The sequence below is a fragment of the uncultured Parasphingorhabdus sp. genome (genome assembly GCF_963975735.1).
In the GTDB taxonomy this organism is placed as follows: domain Bacteria; phylum Pseudomonadota; class Alphaproteobacteria; order Sphingomonadales; family Sphingomonadaceae; genus Parasphingorhabdus.
Window position 1 is genome coordinate 162087 of the sequence record NZ_CAXBIA010000003.1, and the last position, 19859, is coordinate 181945.

The window sequence follows — 19859 nt, forward strand, 5'->3', positions numbered from 1 at the left end:
GCTTTTTGCTGTCTGGAGTTATGGGTCCCGGAGTTTAGCGGGCTGTGAACTGGGTCTTGCGTCCGTCCGGATGGCCGGGAAATTCCGGCCAGTGATTTTGGGACAGCGCACGCGCGCTGACCGACTGGATGCCGGCCTGCTTCTCGTACATCCAGTAGTTGCGCAGGATGATCGAGACATAGCCACGGGTCTCTACATAGGGGATGCTTTCCATGAACAATAGCGGATCGTCATTGTCCTTAATTTCCGTGTTCCAGCGCTGCACCGCGCCAGGGCCGGCATTATAGGCAGCCGCAATCTTGGGTAGCTTGCCGCCGGTAATGGATGATTTCCCGAGATATTCGAGATAGGACTGGCCATATTCCAGATTGGTAGAGGGTTTGTAGAGATCCGCTTCATTGAAGTGGATGCCGTTGGCCTTGGCGATATCGCCGGCGGTTCCCGGACGCACCTGCATCAGTCCGATGGCGTTGGCGGGGCTGACCACCTGGCTGCGAAATCCGGATTCCTGCAATGTATGGGCATAGATAAGAGCCGGATCGACCCGCCAGCCCCCGTCGGGTGTCCATTTCGGCGCGGGGAAGCGCGCCTGGGCGTCGGGCGTCATGCCGCGTGGCGCATTATGCGCCAGCCACAACTGGGTCCGTGGCAGATCCAGTTCACGGGCGATTTTGATCAGGGCAGGGTGATCGGCATCCGGGCCGATGGTGGCCTGATGCCGTAGCACTTCATCGGCCAGCCGCTCTTCGCCAATCTCGACCAATGCGATGGCTGCGCGGACATTCTCATGACGCTCGAGCGCCCGCCAGTCCGATTTTTCGAACAGCTTCGTCTGTTCCGACTGGTTTGGTTCCATCCCCAGCGTCTGCGCGGCAAGCATACCGTAAAAACTGTCGTCATAGCGCGCTGCAGCTTGCAACTTGCCCTGTACCTTTTCCGGCTGACCGCATTTCAGATCGGCCCGGGCGCTCCAGTAGAGGCCGGTTGCCTTCAGGTCGACATTGTCGGCAGAGCGTCCGACTTTCTCGAACGAGCTGCTCGCCGACCGGCAATCGTTCAGCCGCCAGGCAGCCAGTCCGGCAACCCAGTCGGCATGACCGACCCACTCGCCTGAGCCATTTTGAGCCTGTCGAGCCATACGCAAGGCGGAGGCGTCGTCATTTTCGATATAATAAGACCATGCGACGCGCTGCTCGAGTTCGGTACGGCCTTCGGACGACATGTTCATCGCGCTCGCGTTGAGCAATGACTCTGCACCCTGCGGATTGTCATGTTTGATATAATCGATGATCTGGCCCCGCACGCCATTGGCCGCGCTGTCCGAACTCACGTCGTTCGGTTTCGAACGGATGGGAGAGCCTGGTACCCATGAAAGATTCCGCCGCTGTGGCAGGCTGGGCAGCAATTGCGCGCCGCGCTTTTCTGCCAGACGGCCCAATTGGGCGGCTTGCGGTATCTGTGGCGCTTCGTTGACCAGAGTCAGCAATGGTCCGAGCTCTGCCCGCGGACTGTTGGCAGCAAGAAAAAATTCTGCCTGTGCGATCGATTTCAGCGGACCAGTTGGCGCAGTGTCCAACAGGTTCTGCGCCACGTCCCACTGATTGGCGGTCATCGCCGAGAAAAGGGCCCGATAATGCTCGGATTGTTGCCGCTTCAACTGCGAGGGTATGTCCTTGGCAATCGAGGCACTGTTGTAGAGCACTGCTCCGTCATCGGCGAAAGCCGGCGATGCAATAAGGGTGAGAAGCGATGCAGTCAGTGCAAATTTCAGTTTCACGGGGCAGAAATCCTTGTCAGCATTTGCAAATCCTTCCACGCTTCGGCCTTGAATAATGGCCGTTCGATCAGGATCCGGGGATGAAACGTTACGATCGCCTCTGTTTCTGATGCACCATGGTTAATAATTTGCTTATTTTTCCGCGCTGACAGCAAGTCTTCGCCGAAAATAATCTTCGCAGCGAGGTCGCCGAAACAGATTATCCGCTTGGGGCGGACCAGCCCGATATGGTGAAAAAGCCTGATTTTCAGGGCTTTCCAATGTTGTTCGTCGATTCTGCCGTCAACCGGCAGGGACAGGGCGATGGTCGCCATATAAGATTTTTCCGAATCACCCCCGATTGCGGCCAGCATGTTGTTCAGCAGCTTCTGGTTCTCCTGATTGAACAACCGGACACTGCCATCGCGACTTTTTTCGGGGAGCGCCGAGATGGTCATGATTTCCGGTTCCAATATGCCTTCTGGCAGCACTCTGCTCCGCGACCATGTCGCTTCGGCCAGTTCCTTGCCATTGGCCAGCCAGTCGAGAAATGCCTCATGAGACTCCGGCAACGGCTCGCTTCGGACCGGGATCACGGCCTCTTCCGGCACAGGTTTCGTAACGGAAGTCGGGGCAGGGCTGACGGCTATGGGTGGGAGGGTTTCCGCTGCCAAAAGTGCCGACGGTTGTTCGTTATAGTCAAGCTCTACACCGGCGAGCGACCACCAGTTCTGCAGACTGTGGATCATCGACTCGGTGGATGGATTTGCGGTTGGTGGGGTAATTAAATTCATTCATGCATAGAGTCATGAGTTGACGAATAGGTCAATTGGCGGGAAAGCAGGTTTCTGCCCAGAGGGTTTCGGTTTACGACAGACCGAATGTAGATGAGAATAAAAGCAAGAATTGTAGGAAAATCGACATGAGCGAACGAGAGTCAATGCCGTATGATCTGGTGATAGTCGGGGGTGGTCCCGCCGGTCTCAGCGCAGCCATAAGGTTCAAACAACTGGCGGACGAGGCCGGCAAGGAGCTCTCTGTTTGCATCCTTGAAAAAGGTTCGGAAATCGGCGCGCATATCCTGTCCGGTGCGGTTATCGATCCCAAGGCTCTTGATGAATTGATTCCGGCCTGGCGGGACGAGGACTGTCCGCTGGCGAAAACGCCGGTCACCGAGAATCACCACTGGATACTGACCAAGAACAAGAAATTCTCGATACCCCATTTCGCAACGCCTTCATTCATGCACAACAAGGGAACCTACACCGGATCGCTTGGCAATCTGTGCCGCTGGCTCGCCGAACGTGCAGAGAATATGGGCATCGAGATATTCCCCGGCTTCGCCGCTGCGGAGTTACTATATAATGACGACGGATCGGTAAAAGGTGTCGCCACCGGTGATATGGGCGTTGCCCGCGATGGCAGCCACAAGCCGGATTACGAGCCGGGCCTCGAACTGCATGCCAAATATACATTTTTCGCAGAGGGCGCCCATGGCCATCTCACCAAGATATTGAAACGGCAGTTTGAGCTGACTGCAGACAGCCAACCACAAATCTATGGTCTCGGCGTCAAGGAATTGTGGGATATCGACCCGGCAAAACACAAGGCCGGGCGAGTCATCCATTCGCAAGGCTGGCCGCTAGGCGGCGGCGCAAACGGCGGCGGCTTCCTCTATCATCAGGCGGATAATCAGGTCGCGCTCGGTTTTGTTACCTGGCTCAACTATGAAAATCCCTATCTCTCGCCATTCGAAGAAATGCAGCGCTGGAAACAGCATCCGGAAATCCGCAAGATCTTGGAAGGTGGCAAGCGAGTTTCCTACGGCGCGCGCGCGATCAACGATGGCGGTTTCCAGGCCGTTCCCAAATTATATTTTCCCGGTGGCGCCCTGATCGGCTGTTCTGCCGGTTTCGTGAACGTCCCGCGGATCAAGGGTACACATACCGCCATGAAGACGGGCATGATGGCGGCCGAGGCAGCCTATGAAGCGATTATCGCCGAGCGCACAAGTGACGAGCTGAGGGCTTATGGAACGGCTTACGAGAATAGCTGGGTTCGTGAAGAATTGCGCGTTGTTCGCAACGTCCTGCCAGCGGTCGAGAAATATGGCGATTTCCTGGGCACGATATTGTCCGGAATGAATATGTGGGCAGAGCATCTCAAAATCAAAATGCCGTTCACGATGAAATTGCATCCCGACTGGTCGCGACTTAAACGGGCGGAACATTGCGAGAAGATCGAATATCCGAAGCCGGATGGCGTGATCAGCTTTGACCGTCTGTCGTCGGTGTTCTTGTCCAACACCAACCATGTTGAAGACCAGCCGGTGCATTTGCAGCTGAAGGACCCGAATATTCCGGTCGATGTCAATCTGCCCGTCTTTGCCGGACCATCGGCGCGATATTGCCCGGCGGGTGTCTATGAGTTTATCGAGGATGAAGCCGGCAAACCGAAGTTCCAGATCAACGCACAGAATTGCGTTCACTGCAAAACCTGTGATATCAAGGATCCGTCCCAGAATATTAACTGGGTTGTTCCCGAAGGGGGCGGAGGTCCAAATTATCCGAATATGTAAACTTGGTTTTTGTGCGTTGGTGGTTGCCGGACTCGCCGGTTCGCCAGCGCTGGCCAGCCGCGGCGACAGCTCGTCGGCCCTGAACCGTTTTGTTGCGGCGCGGCTTGCTGAATCATCAGATGAATTGCAGACCGCCGCCGCAATTTATGCGGAGAGTCTGAAAGAACAGCCCGACAACGACCTGCTCGCTGGCAAGGCCTTTGTCAGCGCGATTGGCGTCGGTGATTTCGATCTGGCGGTGAAATCCGTCCGCACATTGCAGTTACGCGGCAAAGCGGATCCGGAAATGCCGTTATTGCCCTTTGCTGCGGCCTTTGCACAACGCGACTGGAATGGCGCCGAGCGGGCGATCGTCGAACTGGAAGCGCTCAAGAATTTCAAGTTCATGCAGCCTTTCCTGCAAGCGTGGCTCGAAACCGCCAGAGGGCAGGACGCAACGGCCACTCTCTCGCTGGCACAGGCGGATACGACCGCGCGATATTATCTCGAAGAGCAACTGATATTGAACAGGCTGGCGAGTCGGAAGGAAAGTGATGCCATCGGCTTGCTGGCCAGACTGGTCGAACGCAACGAAGCCCGCATGGCGCCGCTACGGGTAGCGGCGGCGCGACACTTCTGGGCGAATAATGATCCGGCAACGGCTCAGGAAATTTTAAAGTTCCGCTCATCGGGCCCGGAACAGAAGCTGTCGCAGCAGATCGAGTCGGGGAAGAAAAAGGGCGTAGCGCTCAAGGTTACGCCAGCCGCCGGTCTGGGCTTTCTTTTTCAACGCCTGTCGAACGATCTGATGGCTCAGCGGGCCGAGTTTCTCTCGCTGGTCATGGCGCAGGCGGGCGCGCATATTGCCGGCAAATCCGACTATGCATCGCTGACGCTGGGCCGTGCTTTTGCCAGTGCAGAAAGCCACGATCTGGCCGTCGCGGAATTTGACCGGATTGCGGTCGAGAGCCCATATTATCTGGTCGCGCTCGGTTCCAGAATCGCCAGCCTGGTCACAAACGGACACTATGACCGGGCGCTCACCCGTCTGGATAGTGCCTTGAAATTTAACCCGGATGCTCCCGAGCTCTATATATTGCAGGGTCAGGCCTTGCAGACGATGGGCGATAACAGGGCTGCGGCAAGTTCGTTTGAATCTGCGGTTGCACTGGGTGAAAAGCAGGATCAACCGGCTCTGGTCATGGCCAATTACTGGCTGGCATTGGGCGGAGCGCAGGAACAGGCCGGGATCTGGCCCGCAGCTTTGCAATCCCTACGAAAAGCCAATGAACTGCTGCCCAACTCCCCGACGATTCTCAATTATATGGGCTATGCCCAACTCGAACGCCGGGAAAACAAGGAAGAGGCTGTTGCCGCGATCAAGCAGGCGCATGACTTGCGCTCGGATTCGCCGGCGATCACCGATTCTCTCGGTTGGGCCTATTATATTACCGGCGAGCATGACCGTGCCATCGGCTATCTGGAAAATGCTCTCGAAGGCGAGCCAAAGGACCCGACGATCAATGAACATCTCGGTGATGCCTATTGGACCGTGGGGCGGCTCTATGAAGCGCGCTATGCTTGGCGATCTGCCGAATTATTTGCCGAGGGTGATGATGCTCGTCGTCTCGCCAGCAAGATCGACCTGGGGCTCCGGCCCGATCTCGTATCGCCCTGATGCCCGATCCGCTTCTGGATATGGTGAATAACGAAACGGCCTATGCAAAGATCAATCTGGCCCTGCATGTCCGCAAGCGGCTGCCAAATGGCTATCATGAACTGGAAACGATATTCGCCTTTCTCGATGCTGGCGATCTGATTTCGGTCCAGCCGGGTGATGGCGTGACGTTGGAAATAAGCGGTCCTTTTGCCGAAGGGCTCAGCACAACGGATAATCTGGTTGTGCAGGCGGCCAAACGGCTTGCAGAAGAATCGAACGTGACGCGCGGCGCGCATCTTCGTCTCGACAAGCGGCTGCCGGTGGCTTCCGGGATTGGCGGCGGTTCCGCCGATGCTGCCGCGACGCTCCGGTTGCTCAACCGCTTCTGGGGACTGGGCCATGATCTCACGGAACTGGCCGAAATCGCCAAACCGTTGGGCGCCGATGTTCCCGCCTGTGTGATCAGCCAGACCTGTAGCGGCAAGGGCATTGGCCAGGACCTGACGAGTATTGCGAACGACGATCTGAGGCAATGCACCGCGCTGCTCGTCAATCCGCTGGTTCCCGTCTCGACGGCGGATATATTCGCAGCCTGGGATGGTGTCGATCGCGGCGCTCTCGAAAGCGGGCCGGTCATGACGGTCGCGCGGAACGGCAGAAATGACCTGCAGAAACCGGCAATAGCGCTGGTACCGATATTGACCGACGTGTTGCAAATGCTGGAAGAATGCCAACCGGTCATCGCCCGGATGTCCGGCTCCGGCGCGACCTGTTTTGCCTTGTTTGATACGCTCGCAGAGGCCAAAAATGCCGAGAGCCATTGTCTGCGGACGATGGACGGGGCGTGGACCATGATTGGGAGTTTTCGATGACCGAAGCTTTTGAAATATCCGGAGTGCCTTCCGAAGGAGGCGTGTTGATCGTTGTCGATCATGCTTCGAGACATATTCCGGACGATATCGATCTGGGAATCCCGCCGGAATATGAAGATGACCATATCGCTTATGATCCGGGCATCGCGCCGATTGCACGCCTGATGACGGAACATGGCGGATATCTCGCCATTCTCAGCGCAAACTCCCGTCTGATCGTCGATCTCAACCGCTATCCTGACGAAGCGGCCGTCATCGTGGAAAGCAGCGATGGCATCGAAATCCCGGGCAACCATCTCTCCGCCGAGGACCGGCAAGCCAGGCTGGATCGCTTTTTTACGCCTTATCACGAGCGGGTGGCGGCGCTGATCGCCGACCTGAAGCCGGCTCTCGTCGCTTCGCTGCACAGTTTCTCTCCGGTGCTTCGTACCAGACCGGACCTCGAACGTCCGTGGGATATGGGAATCATGTATAATGAGCATCAGACGGCCCCGCGTCTGGCGCTCCAGTTTCTCGGCGAAGAGGACGGCCTGATCATCGGCGACCAGATGCCTTATTCCGGCAAAGACCTGAACGCGACGATGAACCGCCACTGCGAAACCATCGGCCAGCCCTATATCGGGGTCGAGGTTCGCCAGGATCTGATCCGGGAAGAGGCAGGACAGCGCCGTTTCGCTGATATTTTATTGCGTAGTTGCGATAAAATAAGAACAGCCCTTGCTTAACCGGCGGACTTTTGAAAGGACGATCCGGAATTAGCCATATTGGAAGCCAGAATGACCAACAGATTCGACAAGTCCCGTTTGCCAAGCCGTCACGTCAGTGTTGGACCGGAACGCGCCCCCCAGCGCAGCTATTATTATGCGATGGGCATGACCGAAGAAGATATTGCCAAGCCGTTTGTCGGCATCGCCTCGGCGGGCAATGACAGCGCTCCATGCAATACATTGCTCGACGGTCAGGCCGATATTGCGCGCGAAGGCGTAATTGAAGCCGGCGGTACGCCGCGACGGTTCAACACGATCACCGTCACTGACGGCATTGCCATGGGTCATCAGGGCATGAAAGCCTCGCTGGTGTCGCGCGAAGTCATCGCCGACAGCGTCGAGTTGAGCGTCCGCGGCCACTGCTATGACGCGGTTATCGGATATGCCGGTTGTGACAAGAGCCTGCCGGGCATGATGATGGCGATGCTGCGGCTCAATGTCCCGTCGATCTTCGTCTATGGCGGCTCGATCCTTCCGGGCCGTTTCCATGACAAGGACGTAACCGTCGTCGATGTATTCGAAGCCGTCGGTCAGCATAGCGCCGGCAATTGCCCGTTGCAGGAGCTGATCGAACTCGAAAAAGTCGCTTGTCCGGGTCACGGCGCTTGCGGTGGCCAGTTTACCGCCAACACCATGGCCTGCGTCGCCGAGGCGATCGGCCTGTCGCTGCCGAACAGCAATATGGCGCCAGCACCTTATGAAACCCGCGACGATATGGCGCGGGCAGCGGGCCGCCAGATCATGAACCTGATCGAGCTAAACCTGCGGCCGCGCGATATCTGCACCAGGGACGCTTTCATCAACGCCGCCCGCGTGGTCGCCGCCACCGGTGGTTCGACCAACGCCGCCTTGCATCTGCCGGCGATGGCCTGCGAAGCGGGAATCGACTTTGACCTGTTCGACGTTGCTGAAATCTTCAAGACCACGCCTTATCTGGCAGACCTGAAGCCGGGCGGCAAATATGTCGCCAAGGACATGCATGATGCCGGCGGCGTCTACATGCTGATGAAGACGATGATGGATAACGGCCTGATCAACGGCGATTGTATTACCGTCACCGGCAAGACCCTGGGCGAGAATATCGAGGAAATAGTCTGGAACCCCGACCAGAAGGTTATCTATGACGTCCAGCACGCGATCACCGCCACCGGCGGCGTAGTCGGCCTGCGCGGCTCGCTGGCGCCAGAAGGTGCTATCGTCAAAGTCGCCGGCATGGCGCGTCTGCAATTCCGTGGTCCGGCCCAGGTGTTCGAATGCGAGGAAGACGCCTTCGCTTGCGTCGAAAAACGCGAGATCAAGGAAGGCGCGGTTGTCGTCATTCGCAACGAAGGGCCGAAAGGCGGTCCCGGCATGCGCGAAATGCTGGCCACCACCGCTGCGCTATACGGCCAGGGCATGGGCGAGAAGGTTGCACTGATCACCGATGGCCGTTTCTCCGGCGCAACCCGCGGATTCTGTATCGGTCACGTTGGTCCGGAAGCAGCCGACGGCGGGCCTATCGGTCTGATCGAGGAAGGCGACATGATCAATATCGATGCCGAAAAGGGTATCATCGATCTGGAAGTCGACGAGGCAATATTGGCGGAGCGTAAAGAAAAATTTACACGACGCGAAACCGATTATGGTTCAGGAGCATTGTGGCGTTATGCGCAAAATGTGGGACCGGCCTATCAGGGGGCGGTGACCCATCCTGGAGCCAAGGCAGAAAAACATGTCTATGCGGATATCTAATATTGTCGGCCTGACCCTGTTGCTGACCGCCTGCGAGAATCGGCCAGACAATGCCGTGCTTGCGGACGCGGAACAGCGGGCAGCGGATCAGGCCGGTGATGACGGTAAAATCGAATGCGCGATTGATGGCGCTAGCGACTATACCCGAGACTGTTTTACCGAACGGTTGAGCGGTGAGGGCGGCGTCACCATGATCATCCGCCATCCCGATGGCGGTTTCCGTCGTTTCAACGTCCTGACCGATGGCCACGGCCTCGAAGCCGCCGACGGTTTCGACAAGGCCCAGATTTCGATTGTCGAGGACGGCAAGATATTGGTCAGCGTCGGGCCCGACAAATATCTGCTGCCGGCGCAAATCAAGTCCGCTGCAAAATCCGGAGCCTTGCCCGCGAACGCGCCAGAGACTAGCAAAGATCCGGCACAAGCCGGAAACTAGAGGCATTTTTGCTCAACCACGGGAATATATTGACCGCCGCTGAAATGAAGCTGGCGGAGCAGCTGTTGATCGACAGCGGTGTTTCGGTACAGGAACTGATGCGCCGGGCCGGTCAGGGCGCCGCGCAAATGATCTGGCGGATTGCTGCCGATATGCCGACTTTGGTGCTGTGCGGTCCGGGCAATAATGGCGGAGACGGCTATGTCATCGCGCAATGGCTGCTCGAAAAACGCGTCGATGTCAGCATTGCCGCGCCGCTCGAACCGACAACGGAAGCAGCGCAACATGCGAAATCGCAGTGGCGAGGCAAGACTGTTATACTCGCAGATGCGCAGCCGGCAGCGCAATTTGTCGATTGTCTCTTCGGCACCGGACTCACTCGCGCAGTCGGCGACCAATGGTTCACCCATTTCTCACGCCTGTTTGCAGGCGCAAAGCGACGGATTGCGATCGATCTGCCCAGTGGGGTCGAATCCGATCATGGCGAGCTGCTCAATGATATTCCGGCATTTGATACATGCATCGCCCTCGGCGCATACAAGCCCTCACATTTTCTCGAACCGGCGCGATCAAAAATGGGCGATCTGGTCGGGATCGATATTGCCATCACAGCAGAGAGCGATCTCGGTCTTTTGACCAAACCCCGGATTTCCACGCCGACTTCGCAGGAGCAAAAATATAGCCGCGGTCTGGTGGCTATCGTCGCTGGTGCCATGCCTGGCGCAGCCCAACTCACGGCGATGGCCGCCCAGAAATCGGGGGCAGGCTATGTCAAAATCTTTGCACCTGCCGGCTTTGTTGCGCCGCATCCCAGCATTGTGGTCGAGACGGTGCAGGACATGGCCGAACTTCAACACAAGCTTTCCGACAAGCGAATCTCCGCCATTGTCCTGGGGCCCGGTCTGGGCAGGGATGACCGGGCGAGGGAATTATTGACGACCGCGCTTGCCGCAAATGCTCCGCTGCTTCTGGACGCCGATGCGCTCACCGTTGCCGGGTCGCAATTTACCGATCTGGTGAAGGGCCGCTCTGCCGAGACGATCGCAACACCCCATGCGGGAGAATTTTCCGGTCTGATGCCGGATGCTTTGCACCACAAACTCGAGGATAGCCGCAAACTTGCAGGGCAAGCCGGATGTTCCATTTTGCTGAAAGGCTCCGATACCGTGATCGTCAGCCCGGACGGCAAAGCATCGATATCGGCGCAATCCTGTCCATGGCTGTCGACAGCGGGTAGCGGTGACGTGTTGTCCGGGATTATCGCAAGTCGCTTGGCAACGGGCATCAGTGGTTATAAGGCGGCCTGCGAGGGCCAATGGCTGCACAGCAGGGCAGGACAATTGGCTGGCCCCGCTTTCACGCCGGAAATGCTCATCGACCAACTCCCCGCCACTCTGCAGGAATGCTTATGACCGCGACTCCCGATCCCGACCTGATTCTTCGTGTTGCCGCAAAGGGTGATGGCGTTACCGCCGATGGCCGCCATGTCGCCTTTTCCGCCCCGCTGGATCGCTTGAATGAAGATGGCGGCCTGATCAAGGGGCCACATCATGTCGAGCCTCCGTGCCAGCATTTCCAGACTTGTGGCGGCTGCAACCTGCAGCATCTGGATGAGGAGAGCTACACCCGCTTCCTCACCGAGCGCGTGGCCTACGCACTGGAAGGTCAGGGACTGGCGGCAGAAATCCTGCACCCGCCACAAGTGTCCGAGCCAAAAACCAGAATCCGCGCCAGCCTCCGCGCTGCCAAGCTAGGCGACCAGTTCAAGCTAGGGTTCAGCGGCGCCGGCAGCCACCGGATCGTCGATCTGCAGCAATGCGAGATCATGGCACCCGAACTGTTCGCGCTTCTCGCGCCTCTGCGGACGTTTCTCAAAAACGCGTCGCGCCGCAAACATGATATGAATATCGAGATGACGCTGGTCGATCAGGGGATCGACCTGCTGATCAGCAATTACGAGCCAGAGGGTCTGGAGCAGCGTGAAGCCCTATCGGACTTCGCCAAAGCCAATGGACTTGCGCGCCTGTCCGTCGATGGCGGCTATGGGCCGGAAACCCAGTGGGAGCCGGAACCGGTGACGATCACCTTGGGCGGAATGGCCGTCAGCTTCCCGCATAGCGCTTTCTTGCAGCCCACCCGCGATGGCCAGCAGATGCTGGTTTCGGCGATGCTCGAGGCCGTTGGTGACGCGCGGCTTGTCGCCGACCTCTTCGCCGGACTGGGCACATTCACTCTGGCTCTCGGTGACGACAAGAAAGTCTATGCTGCCGAAGGCTCCCGCGACACGATGGGCGCGCTCAAAATGGTGGCCAACCATTCCTCCCGTCAGATTTTCTGCGAGCATCGCGACCTGTTTCGCCGGCCGCTCAGCGCCGAAGAGCTCAACCGCTTTGATGCAGTCATTCTCGATCCGCCGAGAGCCGGTGCGCGCGAACAGATTTTGCAACTGGCGCAATCAGAAGTCGAGAAAATCTGCTATATCAGCTGCAATCCGGCCAGCTTCGCCAGAGATGCGAAGCAGCTTTGCGATGCCGGATACAAGCTCCGCCAGGTATGGCCGGTCGGGCAGTTTCTATGGTCGACCCATGTCGAGATCGTGTCCAGCTTCAGCCGCTAGCGGGCTCCTGCGAAAGCAATGGCCTCCGCAGGAATACCGGAGCTAGTGGAATACCGCGATAGCCGCGTGAATGGCGAGGGCGATGATGCACAGGCTGGACAGCGCGAAAGCTGAAAAGCGCAATATCACCCGGTTGACCGTGACCTGGATCAGGCTGTGCAGAACGCGCAAGCCGACATAGATCCAGGCGATGGTCAGATTAAGGCCATAATCCTGTCCGGAAAGGATCAAAACGACACAAATCGCGTAAAAAAGCGTCGGTTCTGTCAGCAAATGGTTATAATTGTGCGCCTTCCACTGTACTTCCGGTGGCAGCAGTTCATCTAGATCACCACCATTGCCGCCGACCAGATTGGCGGTGTCGATCTTGGCCTTGTTCATCGCCGGTATCCGCGTGACATACATCCACAGCCAGATCAGCATGGTCCATAAAATGAGCGCAACCATCGGTTGCAGCAACAGGCTATTCTCCATAAATTCCTCCCCTATTTTAATATCATTACTCTAGACGAGCGTGGCCCACAGCGCGTTGATCGCCATGACAAGCAGGCAGATCGTCGACAGCACGAAGAGCATGAAGCGGACCTTCACCAGATTGACGGTCGCCTGCCAGATGCTGTGGATGATCCTGACGATGACATAGGCCCAGGCGAGATAGAGATTCATCCCGTGGCCCGCGCCGGCAATCGCAAGGATCACCACCGTAGCGTAAAACAGCGTCGGCTGTTCCATCAGATGGGTGTAGTTGTGGGATTTCCAGTTCACCTTGTCCGGGATCACCCCTTCCAGATCACTTCCCCGGCCGCCAGGCGGGGCCTTGGTCAGATCCGCCCCCGATTTCGCCATCGCCGGGAATCGCGTGCCCGCCATCCACAACAACATGATCAGTGACCACAGAACCAATACCGCAGCGGGTGTCAAAATAGCGATATCCATGATTCTCAATCTCCCAAAGCCGGGGGAGAAACTGCTTCAATTGCAAAGGATTGTCAATTGCAACCTAGTTTGGAGATCAGGCGGTCGGGAAAGACACCACATTGTCGCGATCGGACCGGTCCAGATTATCGCCGACATAGAGGCTGGCCATCGGTTCGTCGGTGACATCATGTTCTTCGCTGCTGCCATAGCCGTTGAACTTGGTCCGCATCGCCGATCCATAGGCGCCGATCATGCCGATCTCGATATAATCTCCGGCCTTGATGTCATCGGGCAGGACAAAGGGGCCGGCCATGAAATCCATGTCGTCACAGGTCGGACCATAGAAGCTGAACCCGGTGGTTGAGCCGTTTTCTGCATCCGCGCCAACCTGGCGAACCGGAAAACGCCAGCCGATATGGGCTGCGTCAAACAAGGTGCCATAGGCTCCGTCGTTGATAAACAGCTCGTTGCCGCGGCGCCGTTCGACCTTGACCACCAGCGAGCTATATTCGGCTGACAGCGCGCGGCCCGGCTCGCACCACAGTTCGGCGGAATAGCTGATCGGCAAATCCTCGAACGTGCGGTCGATCGCGGAGAAATAATGGTTGAGCGAAACCGGCTCAAGATCAGGATAGATCGACGGAAACCCGCCGCCGACATTGACGATGTCGACGGTTACCGAAGCGCCGACAATGGCGGTGCGCACCCGTTCCAGGGCATGGACATAGGCGAGAGGCGTCATCGCCTGGCTGCCGACGTGGAAACAAATGCCGAGGCAATCGGCCCGCTGCCGCGCGCGCTGGAGCAATTCGGCCGATTCATCGACATCGACACCGAATTTGGAAGCAAGGCTGATTTCAGCAAATTCGGAAGCAACCCGGATCCGGACGCAAAGCGTCAGATCGTCAGCAAGCTCGGTTCCCAGTTCGATTTTTTCCAGCTCTTCGAGACTGTCGAGCGAGAAAATCCGCACGCCATGATCGCGATAGGCTTCGCGCACCGAAGCGAGCTGCTTGACCGGATTCATATAGCAGAGCGTCGCATCGGGCAAAGCTGCGCGAGCGATACGGACTTCGTCGATCGAAGCCACGTCGAAATGGGTCACCCCTTCTTCCCACAGCAATTTCAGCAAGGCGGGGGAGGGATTGGCCTTGACCGCGTAGAGCGATTTGCCGGGAAACTGATCGACAAAATAGCGCGCGGCACGACGCGCTGCGTGCGGCCGATTCAACAAAACTGGAATATCTGGGCTTAGAGCCTTCGTCAGCTCCTCAGCGTCATGGAAAATGTGCAACTCAAGGGACCCCCTTATAGGCTAAGATCGATTGAGCTGCCTTGCGGATACGCAAGCGGCCATGGGGCAGCAAGGCGCGGCTATATGGCCGCATTATTAATCTGTAAAGACCTGCATTTAGAGAAAATGCAGCGATCGGTCAATTTTCTAACTCAAACGGTCCTGAAATGTCGTCCAGTCGAAGCTTTTTACGCTTTTCAGTTCATCTTTTTCGCTGTTCCACAGCCAGATAGACGGCAGCGGAACGCCGTTGAACGTGTTGGTCTTGACCATCGAATAATGCGCCTGGTCGAGAAACGCGATCCGCTGCCCGATATGCGGCTCTTCGGGGAGGATGTAATCGCCAATGATATCCCCGGCGAGGCAGCTCGGCCCACCGAGTCGAATAGCTGGGCCTTCCAAGCGTTCTCCGAGCATGGCAGGGCGATAGGGTGCCTCGATAACGTCCGGCATATGGCAGGTGGCCGAAATATCGGTGATCCCGACTGGCATGCCGTTGTCGAACACATCCAGAATCTCGCCGACCAATATGCCGGCATCCAGCGCCACGGCTTCGCCCGGCTCGAGATAGATGGCACAGCCGGATCTGGCTTTTAGGTCCTTCAGGAAGCCGACCAGCGCGTCCCGGTCATAATCGTCGCGCGTAATATGATGACCGCCGCCAAGATTGATCCACTTCAGCGTGCCGAAATGTGGCGCGATAATCGGCTCGATTTTCTCCCAGGTCCTCTGCAGAGCATCGAAACCCTGTTCGCAGAGATTGTGGAAGTGGATGCCAGAGAGATGCTGGAAATGGTCGGGCTGCAACTGGCTGATCGGGAAGCCCAGCCGGCTATGCGGCTGGCTCGGATCATATTTCTCCGTCTCGCCCAGTGGGATTTGCGGATTAATTCTTAAGCCAATTTCTGAACTATCAAGTTCAAGACTCTGATTAAAAGTATTTTTCCACCGCTCGATCTGCGCCGGATTGTTGAAGGTGATATGCTCGGAAATCCCGCATAGTTCGGCCAAATCCTCTGCCTTATAGGCAGGCGAATAAGTGCTGATCGGCCCGTTAAAATGCTCCTTGGCAAGCCGCGCCTCCCACAGGCCGGAAGCGCAATAGCCATCGAGATATTCGTCGATCAATGGGGCCAGTGACCACATAGAAAAAGCCTTGAGCGCCAGCAGGACCTTGGCGCCGGAGCGCCCCCTGATATCAGCCAGAATTTCCAAATTCCGCCGCACCGCGACTTCGTCGACGACAAAGGCAGGCGAGGGCACTCGTGCCAAATCAAAATGCGCAAAAGCGCCGGGATCGCCAGCCTTGGTCTCCATCCTAGAACGCCAAAGGTGCTTCCAATTCTTCCAATGTCCACGGCAGACCATGCTGGTTCAGCATTGCCATGAACGGGTCCGGATCGAATTCTTCCATGTTGAAAACGCCGTCGCCCTTCCACTGGCCGGACAACATCATCGCCGCGCCGATCATCGCCGGGACGCCGGTGGTGTAGCTGACACCCTGATTGCCGGTTTCCTCGAATGCCGCTTCATGGCTGCAGATATTCTTGACGTAGAGCGTCTTTTGAACGCCGTCTTTCACGCCGGTCGCAATCACACCGATATTGGTATTTCCCTTGGTCGTCTCGCCGAGGCTCGCCGGTTCCGGCAATACCGCTTTCAGAAACTGCAGCGGAATAATCTCGCGTCCTTCATACATCACCGGATCAATCCGCGTCATGCCGACATTTTGCAGCACTTCGAGATGGGTCAGATAAGCGTCGCCAAAAGTCATCCAGAAGCGGATCCGCTGGATTTCCGGGAGATGCGTCTTGAGCGATTCGATTTCCTCGTGATACATCAGATACATATTCTTCGGGCCAACGGCCTCGAAATCGAATTCCTGTTTCTGCGTCAGCGGCGGGCCTTCGACCCACTGGCCATTTTCCCAATGCCGCGAATTGGCGGTAACTTCGCGGATATTGATCTCGGGATTGAAATTGGTCGCGAAATGCTGGCCATGATCGCCACCATTACAATCGAGAATATCGAGCGTGTCGATCCGGTCGAAATGATGCTTCTTCAGCCAGCAGGTGAATATGCTGGTCACACCCGGATCAAAGCCGGAGCCGAGCAGCGCCATGATACCCGCCTCCTTGAACCGGTCCTGATAATCCCACTGCCACTTATATTCGAATTTCGCTTCATCGCGCGGTTCGTAATTGGCGGTGTCGAGATAGTCGGTCCTGGTCGCAAGGCACGCATCCATGATCGGCAGATCCTGATAGGGCAGCGCCAGATTGACCACCAGATCGGGCTTTTCCTGCTCGATCAGCGCGGTCAGCGCCGGAACATCGTCGGCATCAATCTGGGAAGTGGAAATCGCCACGCCGGTGCGCTGCTTGACCGACTCGGCAATCGCGTCGCATTTCGACAAGGTTCGGCTGGCCAAGATGATCTCGCTAAAGGGGCCATCGCCCGCCGCAATCAGCTGAGCCATCTTATGCACTGCTACCGAACTGACGCCGCCGGCGCCGATCACCAAAATTTTACCCATGATTTTCACTCTAAATGCTGGAGAAACGAGAAACCCGCATATAGGGAGAGACTATGACAGAGCAAGACCTGATGGACCCGCAACGGCAACCCACTCTGGCGGGGGTGGAGCGAGCTGCACAGAAAATCGCCGCGATATTGCCGCCCACACCCCTATTGCCGCTCGAAGTCGACGGCACAACGATCTGGTGCAAGGCGGAAAGTCTCCAACCGATCGGCGCGTTCAAGATCCGCGGTGGCTGGCACAGGCTGACCGACCTTGACGACCACCAAAAAAAGCGAGGTGTCATCGGATTCTCCAGCGGCAATCACGCGCAGGGCGTGGCATGGGCTGCCCGGGAACTGGATATATCGGCAACGATCATCATGCCAGAGGATGCACCCAAAGCGAAACTGGAGAACACCAGAGCAATGGGGTCCAAGGTCATCACCTACGACCGGATGAGCGGTGACCGGGTGCAATTGGCGGCTGATCTGGCGCAGGAAACCGGCGCCATCGTGGTGCCCAGCTTTGATGACCCGTGGATCGTCGAGGGGCAGGGCAGTTGCGGTATCGAGATACGCGAGCAGATGCTGGCACGAACCGGGTATCAGCCGGATCAGCTGGTCATCTGTTGCGGCGGTGGTGGCCTCGCCAGCGGCACGGCTCTGGCCAATCCCGATGCCAAAATTCTGGTTGTCGAGCCGGAAGGCTGGGATGACATGAAACGGTCGCTGGAAGGCGGAGCGATCGTGCCGGTAGGGGATAACCCGCCCCCCACCGATTGTGACGCACTGCAAACGCTCAGCGTTGCGCCAATCACGTTCAATATTCTGAAAGATCGCAACGCGACAGGGATCGCCGTTTCCACCGCTGAAGTGCATCACGCGATGCGGGTCGCATTCGGGAAATTGCGCCTGGTCGTTGAACCGGGCGGTGCCGTTGCGCTGGCCGCAATTCTTGCCGGCAAGGTCGGGCTGACCGACCGGACGGCCATCACCCTGTCCGGTGGCAATGTAGATCGTCAGCGGTTCGCGGAAATCATCGCGGGTGGCTAGGGCCTAGGGCCTGATAATTCTTTCCTACACCGGCCCTGACCGCCTATCCTATGGCGGTTTTGATTCAGGCTCTTTGACATTTTGGATCCACGATAGCGCCACCGCCCGTCCGAGCGCGAAACCCTCCGGATTTTGACGCTGGTTCGGAAGATGACACGCGCCGACAAGCGTCGGAACGAAAATGGCCGGAATTCTGCGTGCTGGAGCCAAAGATTACAGAAAAGAAAAACGCGCGCCTGTGTAAAGTTCCTGCGGATTTTTATCGCGCGGCGAAAGCAGCGAACTTCAATCGGGAAATTGGCCCGATAATTTCACTATAATGCGGGAATCCTGATCCGAAAACTAGGCGGCGATCGCCCGTTCGAGATCCATCCGGCTCCAGATTTCGACCAGCGCCTTGGTCAGATCAACCATCATCGCCTCGCTATGGGCCGGACCGGGTGTAAACCGCAGGCGTTCGAGGCCGCGCGGTACGGTGGGATAGTTGATCGGCTGAACATAGACGCCATATTCCGCGAGCAATATATCGCTGATTTTCTTGGCCTTGACCGGATCTCCGACCAGCAGTGGAACGATATGCGTGGTTGAGTCCATCACCGGCAGGCCCGCCTCGGCAAACAGGTCCTTGAGCTTCTGCGCAGCGGCCTGTTGGCCATCGCGTTCCGCGCTCGACTGTTTGAGGTGACGGATACTGGCCAGAGCGCCCGCTACAAGCACCGGAGACAGGCTGGTGGTGAAGATGAACCCGGGGGCATAGGAACGGATCACGTCGACAATCTTCTGGTCAGCGGTGATATAGCCGCCCATGACGCCAACGGCCTTGGCCAGCGTGCCTTCGATGATCGTAATGCGGTCGGCGGCCTTGTCGCGTTCCGAAATACCGCCACCGCGTTCGCCGTACATGCCGACAGCATGCACTTCATCGCAATAGGTGAGCGCATTATATTTGTCAGCCAGATCGCAGATCGCGTGCAATGGCGCAATATCGCCGTCCATCGAATAAATGCTTTCAAAGGCGATCAGCTTGGGCGCTTCCGGATCTTCTGCGGCCAGCAATTCTTCAAGATGCTCGAGGTCATTGTGCCGGAAAACCCGTTTCTCGCAGCCGCTGTTCTTGATTCCCGCGATCATCGAGGCATGATTCAGCTCGTCGGAAAAGATGATGCAGCCCGGCAGGATTTTGGTAAGCGTCGACAGCGTCGCTTCGTTGGATACATAGCCGGAGGTGAAGAGCAGCGCGCCGGATTTATTATGCCAGTCGGCCAGTTCCCGCTCGAGCTGGATATGATAATGTGTGTTGCCGCCGATATTGCGGGTGCCGCCAGAACCGGCGCCGACATTGTGCAAAGCTTCTTCCATTGCAACGATAACATCGGGATGCTGGCCCATCGCCAGATAATCATTGGAGCACCAGACGGTGACCGGTTGCGGTCCGTTGTGATGCGCGAAACAGCGGGCGTTCGGGAACGAACCCTTGTTGCGCAAAATGTCGATGAATACCCGATAGCGTCCTTCGGCGTGCAGCCGGTCAATCGCTTGCGAAAAAATCTTGTCGTAATCCACTGTATACCAAATCCTGCGTCAAATCTGTTTTTGCGGTTGTCTTGAAATGGCCCTTAGCGGCCTTTCCGCGGAATTTCCAGCGCGAACCACTCGCAATAAGAGTTGCCTGCCATAG

General features: G+C 57.3%; 17 protein-coding genes. 9 read left to right on the top strand and 8 right to left on the bottom strand.

Translation table 11 applies throughout. The features are described 5' to 3' along the window. Positions 1–34: 34 nt before the first annotated feature. Positions 35–1777 (bottom strand): lytic transglycosylase domain-containing protein, encoded by a 1743-nt coding sequence (locus AACZ86_RS06680; protein ID WP_339690616.1) that lies wholly within the window; start codon positions 1775–1777, stop codon positions 35–37. Further along, positions 1774–2550, bottom strand: a complete 777-nt coding sequence (locus AACZ86_RS06685; RefSeq protein WP_339690619.1) for a uracil-DNA glycosylase family protein — start codon at positions 2548–2550, stop codon at positions 1774–1776. The genes AACZ86_RS06680 and AACZ86_RS06685 overlap by 4 nt, the downstream gene beginning before the upstream one ends. Before the next feature lie 128 nt (positions 2551–2678). Here AACZ86_RS06685 and AACZ86_RS06690 point away from each other — a divergent pair, with 128 nt between their 5' ends. The 8 genes from AACZ86_RS06690 to AACZ86_RS06725 are packed head-to-tail and all read left to right on the top strand — an operon-like array spanning position 2679 to position 12396. Beyond that, positions 2679–4334: an electron transfer flavoprotein-ubiquinone oxidoreductase gene (locus AACZ86_RS06690; RefSeq protein ID WP_339690621.1), complete on the top strand. Its 1656-nt coding sequence runs from the start codon at positions 2679–2681 to the stop codon at positions 4332–4334. Positions 4335–4353: 19 nt separating this feature from the next. Continuing rightward, the gene (locus AACZ86_RS06695) at positions 4354–5991 is read left to right on the top strand and encodes a tetratricopeptide repeat protein (protein WP_339690622.1); all 1638 of its coding nucleotides are present in this window, start codon (positions 4354–4356) and stop codon (positions 5989–5991) included. Then, a complete protein-coding gene (locus AACZ86_RS06700; RefSeq protein WP_339690624.1) occupies positions 5991–6845 on the top strand; it encodes a 4-(cytidine 5'-diphospho)-2-C-methyl-D-erythritol kinase in 855 nt (284 codons plus the stop codon). Before AACZ86_RS06695 ends, AACZ86_RS06700 begins: the two co-directional genes overlap by 1 nt. Next, positions 6842–7570, top strand: coding sequence for an N-formylglutamate amidohydrolase (locus AACZ86_RS06705; RefSeq protein ID WP_339690626.1), 729 nt, complete (start codon positions 6842–6844; stop codon positions 7568–7570). Before AACZ86_RS06700 ends, AACZ86_RS06705 begins: the two co-directional genes overlap by 4 nt. Before the next feature lie 51 nt (positions 7571–7621). After that, positions 7622–9343 carry a dihydroxy-acid dehydratase gene (gene ilvD, locus AACZ86_RS06710; RefSeq protein WP_339690628.1) on the top strand — a complete coding sequence of 574 codons (1722 nt, stop codon included), beginning with the start codon at positions 7622–7624 and terminating at the stop codon, positions 9341–9343. After that, a complete protein-coding gene (locus AACZ86_RS06715) occupies positions 9330–9779 on the top strand; it encodes a hypothetical protein (RefSeq protein WP_339690630.1) in 450 nt (149 codons plus the stop codon). The genes ilvD and AACZ86_RS06715 overlap by 14 nt, the downstream gene beginning before the upstream one ends. 29 nt (positions 9780–9808) lie before the next feature. After that, positions 9809–11191 carry an NAD(P)H-hydrate dehydratase gene (locus AACZ86_RS06720; RefSeq protein ID WP_339690631.1) on the top strand — a complete coding sequence of 461 codons (1383 nt, stop codon included), beginning with the start codon at positions 9809–9811 and terminating at the stop codon, positions 11189–11191. Beyond that, entirely contained in the window at positions 11188–12396 is a 1209-nt protein-coding gene (locus tag AACZ86_RS06725) for a class I SAM-dependent RNA methyltransferase (RefSeq protein WP_339690632.1), read from the top strand. The genes AACZ86_RS06720 and AACZ86_RS06725 overlap by 4 nt, the downstream gene beginning before the upstream one ends. A gap of 42 nt (positions 12397–12438) precedes the next feature. Here the strand turns inward: AACZ86_RS06725 and AACZ86_RS06730 are convergent, their stop codons facing one another. From AACZ86_RS06730 to AACZ86_RS06750, 5 genes are all read right to left on the bottom strand, one after another. Further along, complete coding sequence (locus AACZ86_RS06730) at positions 12439–12870, bottom strand: MAPEG family protein (RefSeq protein ID WP_339690634.1); 432 nt, start codon at positions 12868–12870, stop codon at positions 12439–12441. A 30-nt stretch (positions 12871–12900) separates the two neighbouring features. Beyond that, a complete protein-coding gene (locus AACZ86_RS06735; RefSeq protein ID WP_339690636.1) occupies positions 12901–13332 on the bottom strand; it encodes an MAPEG family protein in 432 nt (143 codons plus the stop codon). A gap of 76 nt (positions 13333–13408) precedes the next feature. Further along, positions 13409–14608: a type III PLP-dependent enzyme gene (locus AACZ86_RS06740; RefSeq protein WP_339690638.1), complete on the bottom strand. Its 1200-nt coding sequence runs from the start codon at positions 14606–14608 to the stop codon at positions 13409–13411. Between the two features lie 147 nt (positions 14609–14755). After that, on the bottom strand, positions 14756–15925 hold the full coding sequence (locus tag AACZ86_RS06745; protein WP_339690640.1) for a carboxynorspermidine decarboxylase: 1170 nt from the start codon (positions 15923–15925) through the stop codon (positions 14756–14758). A 1-nt stretch (position 15926) separates the two neighbouring features. Then, the gene (locus AACZ86_RS06750) at positions 15927–17144 is read right to left on the bottom strand and encodes a saccharopine dehydrogenase family protein (protein WP_339690642.1); all 1218 of its coding nucleotides are present in this window, start codon (positions 17142–17144) and stop codon (positions 15927–15929) included. 53 nt (positions 17145–17197) lie between these two features. On the opposite strand from AACZ86_RS06750, the gene AACZ86_RS06755 reads away from it, so the two are divergent. Further along, on the top strand, positions 17198–18181 hold the full coding sequence (locus tag AACZ86_RS06755; RefSeq protein ID WP_339690643.1) for a threonine/serine dehydratase: 984 nt from the start codon (positions 17198–17200) through the stop codon (positions 18179–18181). A gap of 342 nt (positions 18182–18523) precedes the next feature. Here the strand turns inward: AACZ86_RS06755 and hemA are convergent, their stop codons facing one another. Then, the gene (gene hemA, locus AACZ86_RS06760; RefSeq protein ID WP_339690646.1) at positions 18524–19744 is read right to left on the bottom strand and encodes a 5-aminolevulinate synthase; all 1221 of its coding nucleotides are present in this window, start codon (positions 19742–19744) and stop codon (positions 18524–18526) included. Positions 19745–19859: the final 115 nt, after the last annotated feature.